At 63.0% G+C, this 13,382-nt stretch carries 15 protein-coding genes; 10 read left to right on the top strand and 5 right to left on the bottom strand.

Annotated features, from left to right (window positions below):
• Positions 1-26: 26 nt before the first annotated feature.
• Both F6X61_RS14480 and F6X61_RS14475 read right to left on the bottom strand, forming a co-directional pair.
• A complete protein-coding gene (locus F6X61_RS14480) occupies positions 27-1,880 on the bottom strand; it encodes a DUF4105 domain-containing protein (RefSeq protein WP_153787198.1) in 1,854 nt (617 codons plus the stop codon).
• A gap of 77 nt (positions 1,881-1,957) precedes the next feature.
• On the bottom strand, positions 1,958-2,446 hold the full coding sequence (locus F6X61_RS14475) for a DUF3015 domain-containing protein (RefSeq protein ID WP_153787197.1): 489 nt from the start codon (positions 2,444-2,446) through the stop codon (positions 1,958-1,960).
• Positions 2,447-2,702: 256 nt separating this feature from the next.
• Between F6X61_RS14475 and F6X61_RS14470 the strand changes: the two genes are divergently transcribed.
• From F6X61_RS14470 to F6X61_RS14450, 5 genes are all read left to right on the top strand, one after another.
• Positions 2,703-5,141, top strand: a complete 2,439-nt coding sequence (locus tag F6X61_RS14470; RefSeq protein ID WP_153787196.1) for a Lon protease family protein — start codon at positions 2,703-2,705, stop codon at positions 5,139-5,141.
• 162 nt (positions 5,142-5,303) lie between these two features.
• Entirely contained in the window at positions 5,304-5,642 is a 339-nt protein-coding gene (locus F6X61_RS14465) for a hypothetical protein (protein WP_110996200.1), read from the top strand.
• 147 nt (positions 5,643-5,789) lie between these two features.
• Positions 5,790-6,278: a TIGR00645 family protein gene (locus F6X61_RS14460; protein WP_153787195.1), complete on the top strand. Its 489-nt coding sequence runs from the start codon at positions 5,790-5,792 to the stop codon at positions 6,276-6,278.
• Positions 6,279-6,448: 170 nt separating this feature from the next.
• Positions 6,449-6,754 (top strand): DUF6482 family protein, encoded by a 306-nt coding sequence (locus F6X61_RS14455; RefSeq protein WP_125465577.1) that lies wholly within the window; start codon positions 6,449-6,451, stop codon positions 6,752-6,754.
• 85 nt (positions 6,755-6,839) lie between these two features.
• On the top strand, positions 6,840-7,457 hold the full coding sequence (locus tag F6X61_RS14450; protein ID WP_153787194.1) for an FKBP-type peptidyl-prolyl cis-trans isomerase: 618 nt from the start codon (positions 6,840-6,842) through the stop codon (positions 7,455-7,457).
• A gap of 94 nt (positions 7,458-7,551) precedes the next feature.
• On the opposite strand, the gene F6X61_RS14445 is transcribed toward F6X61_RS14450, so the two are convergent.
• From F6X61_RS14445 to F6X61_RS14435, 3 genes are all read right to left on the bottom strand, one after another.
• Positions 7,552-7,797, bottom strand: a complete 246-nt coding sequence (locus F6X61_RS14445) for a hypothetical protein (protein WP_110996196.1) — start codon at positions 7,795-7,797, stop codon at positions 7,552-7,554.
• A gap of 147 nt (positions 7,798-7,944) precedes the next feature.
• Positions 7,945-8,283, bottom strand: a complete 339-nt coding sequence (locus tag F6X61_RS14440; protein ID WP_125465575.1) for a zinc ribbon domain-containing protein YjdM — start codon at positions 8,281-8,283, stop codon at positions 7,945-7,947.
• A gap of 155 nt (positions 8,284-8,438) precedes the next feature.
• The gene (locus F6X61_RS14435) at positions 8,439-9,407 is read right to left on the bottom strand and encodes a polyprenyl synthetase family protein (protein ID WP_110996194.1); all 969 of its coding nucleotides are present in this window, start codon (positions 9,405-9,407) and stop codon (positions 8,439-8,441) included.
• Between the two features lie 244 nt (positions 9,408-9,651).
• Here F6X61_RS14435 and rplU point away from each other — a divergent pair, with 244 nt between their 5' ends.
• From rplU to F6X61_RS14410, 5 genes are all read left to right on the top strand, one after another.
• The gene (gene rplU, locus F6X61_RS14430) at positions 9,652-9,966 is read left to right on the top strand and encodes a 50S ribosomal protein L21 (protein ID WP_060512528.1); all 315 of its coding nucleotides are present in this window, start codon (positions 9,652-9,654) and stop codon (positions 9,964-9,966) included.
• Between the two features lie 38 nt (positions 9,967-10,004).
• Positions 10,005-10,262: a 50S ribosomal protein L27 gene (gene rpmA, locus F6X61_RS14425; protein ID WP_008092023.1), complete on the top strand. Its 258-nt coding sequence runs from the start codon at positions 10,005-10,007 to the stop codon at positions 10,260-10,262.
• A gap of 186 nt (positions 10,263-10,448) precedes the next feature.
• Positions 10,449-11,675 (top strand): Obg family GTPase CgtA, encoded by a 1,227-nt coding sequence (gene cgtA, locus F6X61_RS14420; RefSeq protein WP_110996193.1) that lies wholly within the window; start codon positions 10,449-10,451, stop codon positions 11,673-11,675.
• A gap of 87 nt (positions 11,676-11,762) precedes the next feature.
• Entirely contained in the window at positions 11,763-12,881 is a 1,119-nt protein-coding gene (gene proB, locus F6X61_RS14415; RefSeq protein WP_153787193.1) for a glutamate 5-kinase, read from the top strand.
• Positions 12,882-12,903: 22 nt separating this feature from the next.
• Positions 12,904-13,350: a CreA family protein gene (locus F6X61_RS14410; RefSeq protein ID WP_178125821.1), complete on the top strand. Its 447-nt coding sequence runs from the start codon at positions 12,904-12,906 to the stop codon at positions 13,348-13,350.
• The last annotated feature ends 32 nt before the right edge of the window (positions 13,351-13,382 follow it).

Raw genomic sequence — 13,382 nt, 5'->3', positions numbered from 1 at the left:
TTTACCCGCGAAGAAGCCCGCACGGATCAATACTGATACCACTTCAACTCCAGCATCACTTCGTTCTGCGCCGTGGCCAGATGACTGAACTGGCGCGAGGCGCTCAGCCGCACACCGAAGTTCTGGCTGATCTCCCACTGCTGGTTCAGGCTCACGCTGCGCCGCACCTCACCATTGGTGAAGTAATCGCCTTTGGCCTCCAGCGTCAGGTTGCCCAGCCCATTGCGCCACAACAGGCCGCCATTGAAGCCGGTCGCCGGTGAAACGAACTCGGCGAAGTCGTTGTGATGCTCCACCCGCAGCGTGCCCAGGGCGAAGCCCAGCAGGTCGTCGGTCAATTGCCAGGTGCCACCGGCACCGCCATTCACATGGCTGACCAGCACTTCGTCATCATGCTTGCCCGGCACCCGCTCCAGCCCGCCCGCCACCTGCCACGACCAGGGCTTGAGCAGCTCATTGCGCGGTGTCAGCGAACGGATGGTGGCCAGGTCCAGGCGCTGCACCTGCCAGTCGTTGCCTTCGTACTGGCGCAGCTTGAGCTGAAGGATCTCGATCTGTGCGCCGAGGGGGAAGCTGTACAGGTTGTCGTTGAGGTCGTGATAGGCCATGCGCAGGCCGTACTCGGCGTAGGCGCGGTCTTCACGGGTGCCGACGCCCAACTGCCAGGTGCGTGACTGGTGGCCATCCTCCGGCAGGCCGGGGCGTTCGATCTCCAGCGGCGGCGGTGGGTTACGGTTGATCGCGCGGAGCAGCTCGAAGCTGCGTGTGGCCTGGGCTGGATCGCGCTCCTGGCCGTTGGCGCGGTAGCGCTCCAGGCGGTAGGCGGCGTCCTGCACCAGGGCCTGGCGGTCGCGGGGCAGGGCGGTGAATTCGGGGCTTTGCAGTTGCCCGGTGTCGGCGCTCAGGGCCAGTACCTGTTGTTTCTCTGCCGAGTCCAGCGGCTCGGCCCGGGCCAGTAGCTCGCGTTCGCGCGACGGGCGATAGCGCACATCGGTGACCAGCCCGGACTGCTTGACCGCCTTGACCGTGTCGGTGGGGATGGCGGTCAGCGGGAACTGCGAGGTGAGGTCCAGGCTCGGGCGCGCCACCTGCAGCAGTTCGAGCAGGCGGTAGGAGCAGTTTTCGTCGAAGAAGAAATAGTCGAACTTGATCTGCTTGAGCTCCCACACATGCTCGACCATCCGTCCGGTTTCTTCCGGCGTAAGGTCCAGCTGGTACTCCCACAGGTCGCGGTTTTCCAGGCTGCGGTACTCGGACAGTTTTTCCTGGTAGGGCATGATCGCGAACAGCCCGGGGTAGCCGCCCATCAGGCCTTTCCAGGCGTAGAGGATGCTGTTGTCGCTGCCTTCGATATAGGCACCGAAGTTGATCGCGTAGCTGAGCAGCGTGGTGTCGTCGCGGCGGGTGTTGGACTGGTCGATGCGCAGCAAGGTGTGGCCGAACATCGACGACGGGCTGTTGAGGTAGGCCGCCGGGAAGATCAGCGTCGCGCTGTGCGGGTCGATCGACTGGTACCAGGTGGCGAACTCCTGGCAATCAGGCTTGGGCAGGTCGGTTAGGCCCAGTTGTTCGCGCAACCAGCGGGTGCGGGCCGGGAATACGCACTGCGGGTGCTTGTCGCCGAGGCTGGCCGGGGCATACAGCGCTTCGACCGTGGCCTTGAGCTCCTGGTCTGGGTGGTGCGCGCCGTCTTCTGCGAGAAAGAACCGCCTGTCGTCGACATAGCTGCGCCAGCCGCCGAGCTTGGCAGTTTCATAGTGGCCCAGGGCGATCCAGTAGGGCGTGGCGGCCAGCTGTCGCAGGCGGGCCGGGTCGGGCTGTGGTGCGGCGTGCAAGGGGGCGCTGACGATCAGCGCCAGGGTAGCGAGGCGTTTGAGCATGTCGGGCAACTACGTCTGAATGATGCCGAAGGTGGATCGCCAAGCCCGCCCCGCTGCCGGGGCGGGAGGCGTGGGGCTCATGCCTCGGTGGCGTATTTGGCCAGTTGCGGGTCGCTCTTGAGCACCGCCAGGGTGTTGCTGTGGACAGTTTCGGCAGTGACGTCGGCGCTGCTGAAGATCTGCTGGAAATGCTCGTGGGTGACGGCGGCGAAATGCGCGCGGTCTTCAGGCGCCACGCCGAGGACCACGGCGTAGGTGGTCAGGGCTTCGCCCTGGCCCTTGGCCATGTCTTCGGACAGTTCGTTCATCATGCCGTTCATGGCGAACCACGACTTGCCGCCATAGGTGAGGGAGGCCTTGGTCGAGCAACCGTTGGTGCCCGAGGTCATGCCGAAGGTTGCGTTGCCGGACGTGCCGTTGGTGGTGGAGGCCAGGAAGTGTGCCGGGGTGCCGCGCTGGCCCTCGAACAGCATGTTGCCCCAACCGCAGTTGGGACCTCCCGGCGCTTCGGCCATGGCGTTGATAGAGACAGCGGCGAACAGAGTACCCAGAAGAATCCGTTTCATAGCGTTGTTCTCATTCTCAAGTGACGTACCAATGGTCAGGGTTCTGGCAACGCGGTTGCCAGCACAGGAAGACTTGCCACCCCCCCGCGCAGCTAGGAGTTTAGGCACGATCCAAAGATTGCGTTGTTTATTGCGAAAAATGTCTTGCGTGATCGCCATTGTTGAGCTGCGACATAAAGTCCCGCAGAGCCTTGCAAGCGGCGCGCTGGCGGCGCCAGAATGCTTTCCATCCGCCCCGCCGAAGTAAGGAAACCCAATGCCCGATCCTGTCGCCTCGCGCCTGCGTCTCGCGCCCGAAGCCCTGACCCGGCGTTTCTCCGCTGAACAGTTTGCTTTCTCCAATACCGACGATCTGGAGCCATTTCGTGGTGTGCTGGGCCAGGAGCGTGCCGTCGAGGCCCTGCAGTTCGGCGTGGCAATGCCGCGCCCCGGTTACAACGTGTATGTGATGGGCGAGCCCGGCACCGGCCGTTTCTCGTTCGTGAAGCGCTACCTGAAGGCCGAAGGCAAGCGCCAGGCCACGCCGTCCGACTGGCTCTACGTCAACAATTTCGAGGACTCTCGCGAGCCGCGTGCGCTGGAGCTGCCCGCCGGCAGTGCTCATGCCTTCATCAGTGACATGAATGGCCTGATCGACAACCTGGTGGCGACCTTCCCGGCGGTGTTCGAGCATCCCTCCTACCAGCAGAAGAAAAGCGCCATCGACCGCGCCTTCAACCAGCGCTACGACCGTGCGCTGGACGTGATCGAACGCGCCTCGCTGGAAAAGGACGTGGCCCTGTACCGCGACAGCAGCAACGTCGCCTTCACCCCCATGGCCGACGGCAAGGCACTGGACGAGGCCGAGTTCGCCCAGCTGCCGGAAGAGTTGCGCGAGCGTTTCCATGAAGACATCGCCCTGCTCGAAGAGCGCCTGAACGAAGAGCTGGCCAGCCTGCCGCAGTGGAAGCGCGAGTCGAACAACCAGCTGCGCCAGCTCAACGAAGAAACCATCACCCTGGCACTGCAGCCGCTGCTGGCGCCGCTGTCGGAGAAGTACGCCGAAAACGCGGCTGTCTGCGCCTACTTGCAATCCATGCAGTTGAACCTGCTGCGCACCGTGGTCGAGCAACTGGTCGATGACAGCAAGACCGACGCCGTGGCGCGCAAGATGCTCGAAGAGCAATACGCGCCCAACCTGGTGGTGGGCCATTGCGGCAACGGCGGCGCACCGGTGGTGTTCGAGCCGCACCCGACCTACGACAACCTGTTCGGCCGCATCGAATACAGCACCGACCAGGGCGCCCTGTACACCTCCTACCGCCAGCTGCGGGCGGGGGCACTGCACCGCGCCAATGGCGGTTTCCTGATTCTTGAAGCCGACAAGATGCTCGGTGAGCCCTTCGTCTGGGATGCACTCAAGCGCGCCCTGCAGTCGCGCAAGCTGAAGATGGAGTCGCCGCTGGGCGAGCTGGGGCGTGTGGCCACGGTCAGCCTGACGCCGCAGATGATCCCGCTGGGGGTCAAGCTGGTGATCATCGGTTCGCGCCAGCTGTACTACGCGCTGCAGGACCACGATTCGGACTTCCAGGAGATGTTCCGGGTGCTGGTCGACTTCGACGAAGACCTGCCCATGGTCGACGAGAGCCTGGAGCAGTTCGCTCAGCTGTTGCGCACCCGCACCAATGAAGAAGGCATGGCGCCACTGACCAGCGACGCCGTGGCGCGTCTGGCCACCTACAGCGCGCGCCTGGCAGAAAACCAGTCGCGGCTGTCGGCACGTATCGGCGACCTGTTCCAGCTGGTCAGCGAGGCCGACTTCGTCCGCCAGCTGGCCAATGAAAGCATGACCGACGCCGGCCACATCGAACGTGCGCTCAAGGCCAAGGCCACGCGTACCGGGCGGGTGTCGCAGCGGGTGCTCGACGACATGCTCGCCGGGATCATCCTGATCGACACCGAAGGCGCGGCGATCGGCAAGTGCAACGGCCTGACCGTGCTGGAGGTGGGTGATTCGGCGTTCGGCATGCCGGCGCGTATTTCGGCCACCGTGTACCCGGGTGGCAGCGGCATCGTCGACATCGAGCGCGAGGTCAACCTGGGCCAGCCGATCCACTCCAAGGGGGTGATGATCCTCACTGGTTACCTGGGCAGCCGCTATGCCCAGGAGTTCCCCCTGGCGATTTCGGCGAGCATCGCCCTGGAGCAGTCCTACGGTTATGTCGACGGTGACAGCGCCTCGCTGGGCGAGGCCTGCACACTGATTTCGGCACTGTCGCGCACGCCGCTCAAGCAGTGCTTCGCCATCACAGGTTCCATCAACCAGTTTGGCGAAGTGCAGGCGGTGGGTGGGGTCAACGAGAAGATCGAAGGCTTCTTCCGCCTTTGCGAAGCCCGCGGCCTGACCGGCGAACAGGGGGTGATCATTCCCAAGGCCAACGTCGCCACGCTGATGCTCGACGAGCGTGTATTGCAGGCGGTCGAGGCCGGGCAATTCCACGTCTACGCCGTCAGTCAGGCCGACGAAGCGCTGAGCTTGCTGGTGGGTGAGGAGGCCGGTGCACTGGATGACAAGGGTGAATTCGCCGAAGGCAGCGTCAATGCCCGGGTGGTCGAGCGCCTACGGGTGATTTCCGAAATGATCAGCGAGGAAGAGATCAAGGAAGCCGAGAAGGAGCGGCTCGAGGAAGTCGTCGCCCAGGCCAACCCGGCCTGAGTCAATAATCCGGCGCTGGCGGCGAAGTGCTACCGTTCAGCGCCGGTTTTCTAACTTTTCCGTAGGTCGGCTACAGTGGAACTTAAGGACGTCTACAGGGTTCAGGATGGAAACAGCCCGTTGCTCTCGGGCTGAACAGGGCTCCACAGAGGGGACGCCGCCATGCGCAACCTCAGCCTTACCCGCCAGTGCCTGGGCCTGGTGACTCGCATCGAATGCAGTATTCGCCCACTGGCCGGTGACAACGGCATGTGGACCTTGCTGTTCGCCGCCGGCATGGCCGGCGAACAACCCTCGGCGATCAAGGCCCAGGGGCCGTTCCATGGCCCTATGGTGGCCGAGTCGGTGATGAATGCCATCGTCGACAGCCTTACCCTTCATGGTTACCAGGTCGCTGAAGACCCGCAGATCTGGTGCCTGCACCTGCAGGCGCAGCTGCGCAAGATCAACGGCGAGCGGTGCCGCAATCTCGGGGACTATCAGTTCCATCCGGAAACTTGAGTTACTGCGTGGGAGCGGCGCACCGCCGCTCCCACGTCCGCGTCGGCTCTTAACGCCTGCGGCAAGCCGCCGCAGGCTTTTGCTGTCACCGGTGGCTGGCTATACTCGCGCACGCTTTTCCAGTCACCTTATGAGTCCCCACTGTCCATGGAACGTATCCTCGAAAACGCGATGTATGCCTCGCGCTGGCTGCTCGCACCGATCTACTTCGGCCTCTCGCTGGGCCTGCTGGCACTGGCCCTGAAGTTCTTCCAGGAAATCATCCATGTCCTGCCCAACGTCTTTTCCCTCGCCGAGGCCGACCTGATCCTGGTGATCCTGTCGCTGATCGACATGTCGCTGGTTGGCGGCCTGTTGGTGATGGTGATGATCTCCGGCTACGAGAACTTCGTCTCGCAACTGGACATCGACGATAGCAAGGAGAAACTCAACTGGCTCGGCAAGATGGACTCTTCGTCGTTGAAGATGAAAGTGGCCGCGTCCATCGTCGCCATTTCTTCGATCCACTTGCTGCGGGTGTTCATGGATGCGCAGAACATCTCCACCGAATACCTGATGTGGTACGTGATCATCCACATGACCTTTGTCGTCTCGGCGTTCGTCATGGGCTACCTGGATCGCTTGACCAAACACTGATGCCTGTTCGCGGGTAAACCCGCTCCCACAGGATCTGCGCATAACCTGTGGGAGCGGGTTTACCCGCGAAAAGGACGATGCGGTACAACTGACGAACGGCGCCTTGTCTAAAACCGGGTTCTGTACAAAAAATGAGCACTCAAGCGTGGTTCCCGCAGCGAGGTGCACCTATGAACCTGCAGCAGCTCAACGCCGAGGCCAGGGCTGGCCATGTCGACGAACTCAACCTGATCGCCATCGAAGGCGGTGATTATCTGCTTGAAGCCCGGGTCAAGGGCCGTGCCCACCCCCTGTCCAGCCCCAGTGGCGAGCGCTTGCGCGTGCATTCGGTGGAGGATGCGCGGGGGTTGCTCAAGGCCATCCCGATGGTCTCGATGAACCTGATGCACTGGTCCGTGCAGGACGAGATGTGCGGCATGGGCACCCACCCGGAAGAAGACCTCAAAGTCCCGATTTCCCAGCGTTCGGCCTGGTAGCTGCTCCGCGCGGCACCAGTGTGCTAGGCTGCTCGCCCTTTTCATCAGGGCGCAGATGCAGTGCGCCCTCAAGCGGAGCAAGCCCATGTCCGAACTCAACCTGTCCACCGACGAAACCCGCGTCAGCTACGGCATTGGCCGCCAGCTGGGTGGCCAGCTGCGTGACAACCCGCCACCAGGCGTCAACCTGGACGCCATCGTTGCCGGCCTGACCGACGCCTTCAATGGCGCCGAAAGCCGTGTCAGCGAAGCCGACCTGTCGGCTGCCTTCAAGGTGATCCGTGAGGTGATGCAAGCCGAAGCTGCTGCCAAGGCCGAAGCCGCCGCTGCAGTGGGCAAGGAATTCCTGGCCGACAACGCCAAGCGTGAAGGTATCGTCACCCTGGCTTCGGGCCTGCAGTACGAAGTACTGACCGCTGGTGAAGGCGCCAAGCCGACTCGCGAAGACAACGTTCGCACCCACTACCACGGCACCCTGGTCGACGGCACCGTGTTCGACAGCTCCTACGAGCGCGGCCAGCCGGCCGAGTTCCCGGTTGGCGGCGTGATCGCTGGCTGGACCGAAGCCCTGCAGCTGATGAACGCCGGCAGCAAATGGCGCCTGTACGTGCCAAGCGAACTGGCTTACGGCGCCCAAGGCGTCGGCAGCATCCCGCCGCACAGCGTACTGGTGTTCGACGTCGAGCTGCTCGACGTTCTGTAAGGCCTGAGCCTTGAACAATCGCGGGGCAAGCCCGCTCCCACGCAATCTCCGTGGGAGCGGCGGTGCGCCGATGCGACTTGCCCCGCGATCTCTCTCAGTTCCAATCCGTTCCCCCAGGGCGCAATGCCCGTGCATAGCAGAACAGAAACAGGTTCCTCACCAGCTCTTTCAGTACCCCCGGTTCACTCGAATTCAACCCGGTCATGTCCAGGTCGCCCTGGTCACGCAGCTCGTCGAGTGCGTCTTCCTCGAGCACGGCGCACACTTCGCCCGTCTCGCGATGCAGGATGCGTAAGTAGGGGTGGGGGCGTTCCAGCCAGGCGTCGATCAGATAAGTCATGGCTATTCTCCTTGGATAGCGGTTCCAATGAGAATAATTCTTATTATCAAAATAGCAAGTAACAATTGGCAGAAATGTTGTGAAGGGTGCAGGCGATCCTGTTGCAGGATCTGTCGGGGCCACCCGGAGGCAGCCCCGAAAGGGAGGTCAGACCTTGCGTACGAACTCGGACTTCAGCTTCATCGCGCCGATGCCATCGATCTTGCAGTCGATGTCGTGGTCGCCGTCGCACAGGCGGATGTTCTTGACCTTGGTGCCGACCTTGACCACCAGCGAGGAGCCCTTGACCTTGAGGTCCTTGATCACGGTGACGGTGTCGCCGTCCTGCAGCACGTTGCCCACCGAATCCTTCTTCACCACATCGTCGCTGGCTTCGGCTTCGCCGCTGGCCGACCACTCATGGGCGCACTCGGGGCAGATCAGTTGCGCGCCATCTTCGTAGGTGTATTCGGAGTTGCATTTTGGGCAGGGTGGCAGAGTGCTCACAGGCGTTCCTTAAGGTACAGACGGGTAAAGGCGCACATTGTATAGGGTTTAGTTTTTTCCTGCACAAATGCATCGCGGGGCAAGCCCGCTCCCACGCCATGCTATGTGCTGGCGTGGGAGCGGGCTTGCCCCGCGATTGAAGGTGATGCGATGAATCAGTGCGTGCGCGCTACGGCAAACTCGCTCAACTCGATCAGCGCATCCCGGTATTCACTGGCCGGCAGCACTTCCAGGCAGGCAATGGCACGGGCCACGTAGTCACGGGCCATCTGGGCGGTGTAGGCCAGGGCGCCCGAAGCCTCGACGGCAATGCGGATCTGCTCCAGGTCTTCGATGCCACCTTTCTGGATCGCCTTGCGCACCAGGGCAGCCTGCTCGGGCGTACCTTCGCGCATGGTGTAGATCAGCGGCAGGGTCGGCTTGCCCTCGGCCAGGTCGTCGCCGACGTTCTTGCCCAGGGTTTCCGAGTCGCCCTTGTAGTCCAGCAGGTCGTCGACCAGCTGGAAGGCCACGCCCAGGTGGTCGCCGAAGGTACGCAGGGCTTCACGCTGTTCGTCGGTGGCCTGGGCGAGCGCGGCGGCGCTGTGGGTCGAGGCCTCGAACAGCATCGCGGTCTTGCCGCGGATGACGTCCATGTACACCTCTTCGGTGGTGCTGGCATCGCGCACCCGCGACAGTTGCAGCACTTCGCCTTCGGCGATCACCCGCGTGGCCTTGGAGAGGATCTGCATGACCGGCATCGAGCCCAGTTCGACCATCATTTCGAACGAGCGCGAATAAAGGAAGTCGCCCACCAGAACGCTCGGCGCGTTGCCCCACAGGGCATTGGCGGTGGAGCGGCCACGGCGCATGCCGGACATGTCGACCACGTCGTCATGCAGCAGGGTGGCGGTGTGCAGGAACTCGATGGTGGCGGCCAGCAGGCGCAGGTCGTCGCCTTCGCGACCCAGGGCCTTGCCGCACAGCAGCACCAGCAGCGGGCGCAGGCGCTTGCCGCCGGCGGAAGTGATATAGTCGCCGATCTTCGATACCAGCGGCACGCGCGAGGTCAGCTGCTTCTTGATGATCTCGTCGACGGCGCTGAAATCGTCAGCTACCGCGCGGTAGAAGGATTGGGGTTGCATCGGCTGCTCCATTGAGGTTGCGCGGCATGCTAGGTCGCGGGTATCGGTGTGTCAAGGCGCGCTGCCCGTGGGCCCTGGCCAGTACTTGCAAGCATTTCCGGGGTTGCGTACAATCGCGCACCCTAACTTCCTGGGCAGCACCTGCCTTACGCAATTGCACCGGGCCGTTCCAGCCCTATGCAGCCATGCCAGCCAATACTCATCATATAAAGCGCTGGGTGAGCAGGATTATCGGAGAAATACCATGTCTTACGCAGTAATCGTTACCGGCGGCAAGCAGTACAAAGTCGCTGAAGGTGAATTCCTCAAGATCGAAAAACTGGAAGTCGCCACTGGCGAATCCGTGACCTTCGATCGCGTTCTGCTGGTCGCCAACGGTGAAGAAGTCACCATCGGTGCTCCAGTTGTCGCTGGTGCCAAGGTTGTGGCCGAAGTGATTTCGCAAGGCCGTCACGACAAGGTTCGTATCATCAAGTTCCGTCGTCGTAAGCACCACATGAAGCGCATGGGCCACCGCCAGTGGTTCACCGAGATCAAAATCACCGGCATCCAGGCTTAATCCCCTAGATCCCCTGAATTTATTTGGAGAATTGAACCATGGCTCACAAGAAGGCTGGTGGTAGTACCCGTAACGGTCGCGACTCAGAATCGAAACGCCTTGGCGTGAAGATGTATGGCAGCCAGGTCGTCAAGGCCGGCAACATCATCGTCCGTCAGCGCGGCACCCAGTTCCACGCCGGCTACGGCGTTGGCATGGGCAAGGATCACACCCTGTTCGCCAAGATCGAAGGCGTGATCAAGTTCGAGAAGAAAGGCGAGTTCAACCGCCGTTACGTGAGCATCGTCGCCGCTTAATCGCGACGTCGCTCCAGAAGCCCCGTCATGCGACGGGGCTTTTTCGTTTGTGTTGAGCCTCTTGCAAAGCTGTTTGTTTGGGCTGCTGGCGTTGGTTTCTGGTCGTACGGGGCCGCCGCGCTCATTTTTGCAAGAGCCTCAGGTTTTCTGGTTTTCGACTCGTCATTCGACGAGAGGCGGTTTTGAATGAAGTTTGTTGACGAAGTATCGATCCGGGTAAAAGCCGGTGACGGCGGTAACGGTTGCATGAGCTTCCGCCGCGAGAAATTCATCGAGAACGGCGGCCCCAACGGCGGTGACGGTGGCGACGGCGGCTCGGTGTACATGGTGGCCGACGAGAACCTCAACACCCTCGTCGATTATCGCTACACCCGTCATCACGAAGCCCAGCGCGGCTCCAACGGCGGCAGCACCGACTGCACCGGCAAGAAAGGCGACGACCTGTTCCTGCGCGTACCGGTCGGCACCACCGTGATCGACGCCTCCACCCAGGAAGTCATCGGTGACCTGATCACCCCGGGCCAGAAACTGATGGTCGCCCAGGGCGGCTGGCACGGCCTGGGCAACACCCGCTTCAAGTCCAGCACCAACCGTGCGCCACGCCAGACCACTCCAGGCAAGCCGGGTGATCAGCGCGACCTGAAGATGGAAATGAAAGTCCTGGCTGACGTCGGTCTTCTGGGCCTGCCGAACGCCGGCAAGAGCACCTTCATCCGCTCGGTATCGGCCGCCAAGCCGAAAGTCGCCGACTACCCGTTCACCACCCTGGTGCCGAACCTGGGCGTGGTCAGCGTCGACCGCTGGAAGAGCTTCGTCATCGCCGACATTCCCGGCCTGATCGAAGGCGCCTCCGACGGTGCCGGCCTGGGTATCCGCTTCCTCAAGCACCTGGCCCGTACCCGCGTGCTGCTGCACCTGGTCGACATGGCGCCGCTGGACGAAAGCAGCCCGGCCGATGCCGCCGAAGTGATCGTCAACGAGCTGACCCGTTTCAGCCCGTCGCTGGCCGAGCGTGAGCGCTGGCTGGTGCTGAACAAGGCCGACATGGTCATGGACGACGAGCGCGACGAGCGGGTCAAGGAAGTGGTCGAGCGCCTGCAGTGGGAAGGCCCGGTCTACGTGATCTCGGCGATCTCCAAGCAAGGCACCGAGAAACTCAGCCACGACCTGATGCGCTACCTCGAAGACCGCGCCGACCGCCTGGCCAACGACCCGGCCTACGCCGAAGAGCTGGCCGATCTCGACCAGCGCATCGAAGACGAAGCCCGTGCCCAGCTGCAGGCCCTGGACGACGCGCGTACCCTGCGCCGTACCGGCGTCAAGAGCGTGCACGACATCGGCGACGATGACGGCTGGGATGATGATTTCGAGGACGACGAAGACGGCCCGGAAATCATTTACGTGCGCGACTGATCGGTTGCAGTACACTGAACGCCGCTCTCTGGAGCGGCGTTTTTGTATCTCAGGTATCTACAGATTCGACATAGGTTGGAAGAGAAGATGCGAAGCAAGGTGACTGGCGCCAAGCGCTGGGTCGTGAAGATCGGCAGCGCGCTGCTGACTGCCGATGGCAAGGGCCTGGACCGTGGCGCCATGGCGGTGTGGGTCGAGCAGATGGTGGCCCTGCGTGAAGCGGGCGTGGAACTGGTGCTGGTCTCTTCCGGGGCCGTGGCCGCCGGCATGAGCCAGTTGGGCTGGACCACCCGACCGAGCGCGATGAACGAGCTGCAGGCCGCTGCCGCGCTCGGCCAGATGCGCCTGGTGCAGGCCTGGGAATCGAGCTTCGGCGAGCACGGCAAGCACACCGCACAGATCCTGCTGACCCATGACGACCTGTCCGACCGCAAGCGTTACCTGAACGCGCGCAGCACCCTGCGCACCCTGGTCGACCTGGGCGTGGTGCCGGTGATCAACGAGAACGACACCGTGGTCACCGACGAGATCCGCTTCGGCGACAACGACACCCTGGCCGCGCTGGTGGCCAACCTGGTCGAGGCCGACCTGCTGGTGATCCTCACTGACCGCGACGGCATGTTCGACGCCGACCCGCGCAACAACCCCGAAGCCCAGCTTATTTATGAAGCCCGTGCCGACGACCCTTCGCTCGACGCCGTGGCCGGCGGTACCGGTGGCGCCCTCGGCCGTGGCGGCATGCAGACCAAACTGCGCGCCGCGCGCCTGGCTGCCCGTTCCGGTGCGCACACCATCATCATCGGTGGCCGTATCGAGCGCGTGCTGGACCGCCTGAAGGCCGGCGAGCGCCTGGGTACCCTGCTGTCGCCCGAGCGCGGCATGCTTGCCGCGCGCAAGCAGTGGCTGGCTGGCCACTTGCAGACCCGTGGCACCCTGGTGCTGGATGACGGTGCCGTGCAGGCCCTGCGCCAAGCCAACAAGAGCCTGCTGCCGGTCGGCGTGAAGACCGTGCAGGGCAGCTTCCGCCGCGGCGAGATGGTGGTCTGCGTCGGCCCGGATGGCCTGGAAGTGGCCCGTGGCCTGGCCAACTACAGCGCGCTGGAAGCGCAGAAGATCATCGGCCAGCCGTCCGATGCCATCGAAAGTGTGCTGGGCTACAGCGCCGAGCCTGAGCTGGTACACCGCGACAACCTGGTCCTGGTCTGAGGAAGTGAACGTGCTGAAAAGGATGATTGCCGTGGCAGCCCTGGCGCTGCCGATGCTGGCCGGGGCCGAGGAGATCGGCCAGGTGTCCACCGTGTTCAAGTTCGTCGGGCCCAACGACCGTATCGTCGTCGAAGCCTTCGACGACCCCAAGGTAGACGGCGTGACCTGCTACCTGTCGCGGGCCAAGACCGGCGGCCTGAAAGGTGGCCTGGGGCTGGCCGAGGACCGTGCCGAAGCGTCGATCGCCTGCCGTCAGGTTGGGCCGATCCACTTCAAGGGTGACTTGAAAGACGGTGAGGAGGTGTTCAAGGAGCGCACCTCGCTGGTGTTCAAGACCATGCAGGTGGTGCGTTTTCTCGACAAGAAGCGCAACACGCTGGTGTACCTGGTGTACAGCGACCGCCTGATCGAAGGCAGCCCGCAGAATGCGGTGACGGCGATTCCGATCCTGCCTTGGGCACAGCAATAACCTGCTAGAAACGATCGCGGGGCAAGTCGCAT

The organism is Pseudomonas sp. EMN2 (assembly GCF_009650555.1).
Lineage (GTDB): Bacteria > Pseudomonadota > Gammaproteobacteria > Pseudomonadales > Pseudomonadaceae > Aquipseudomonas > Aquipseudomonas sichuanensis.
This window is presented reverse-complemented; position numbering and strand designations above follow the sequence as displayed.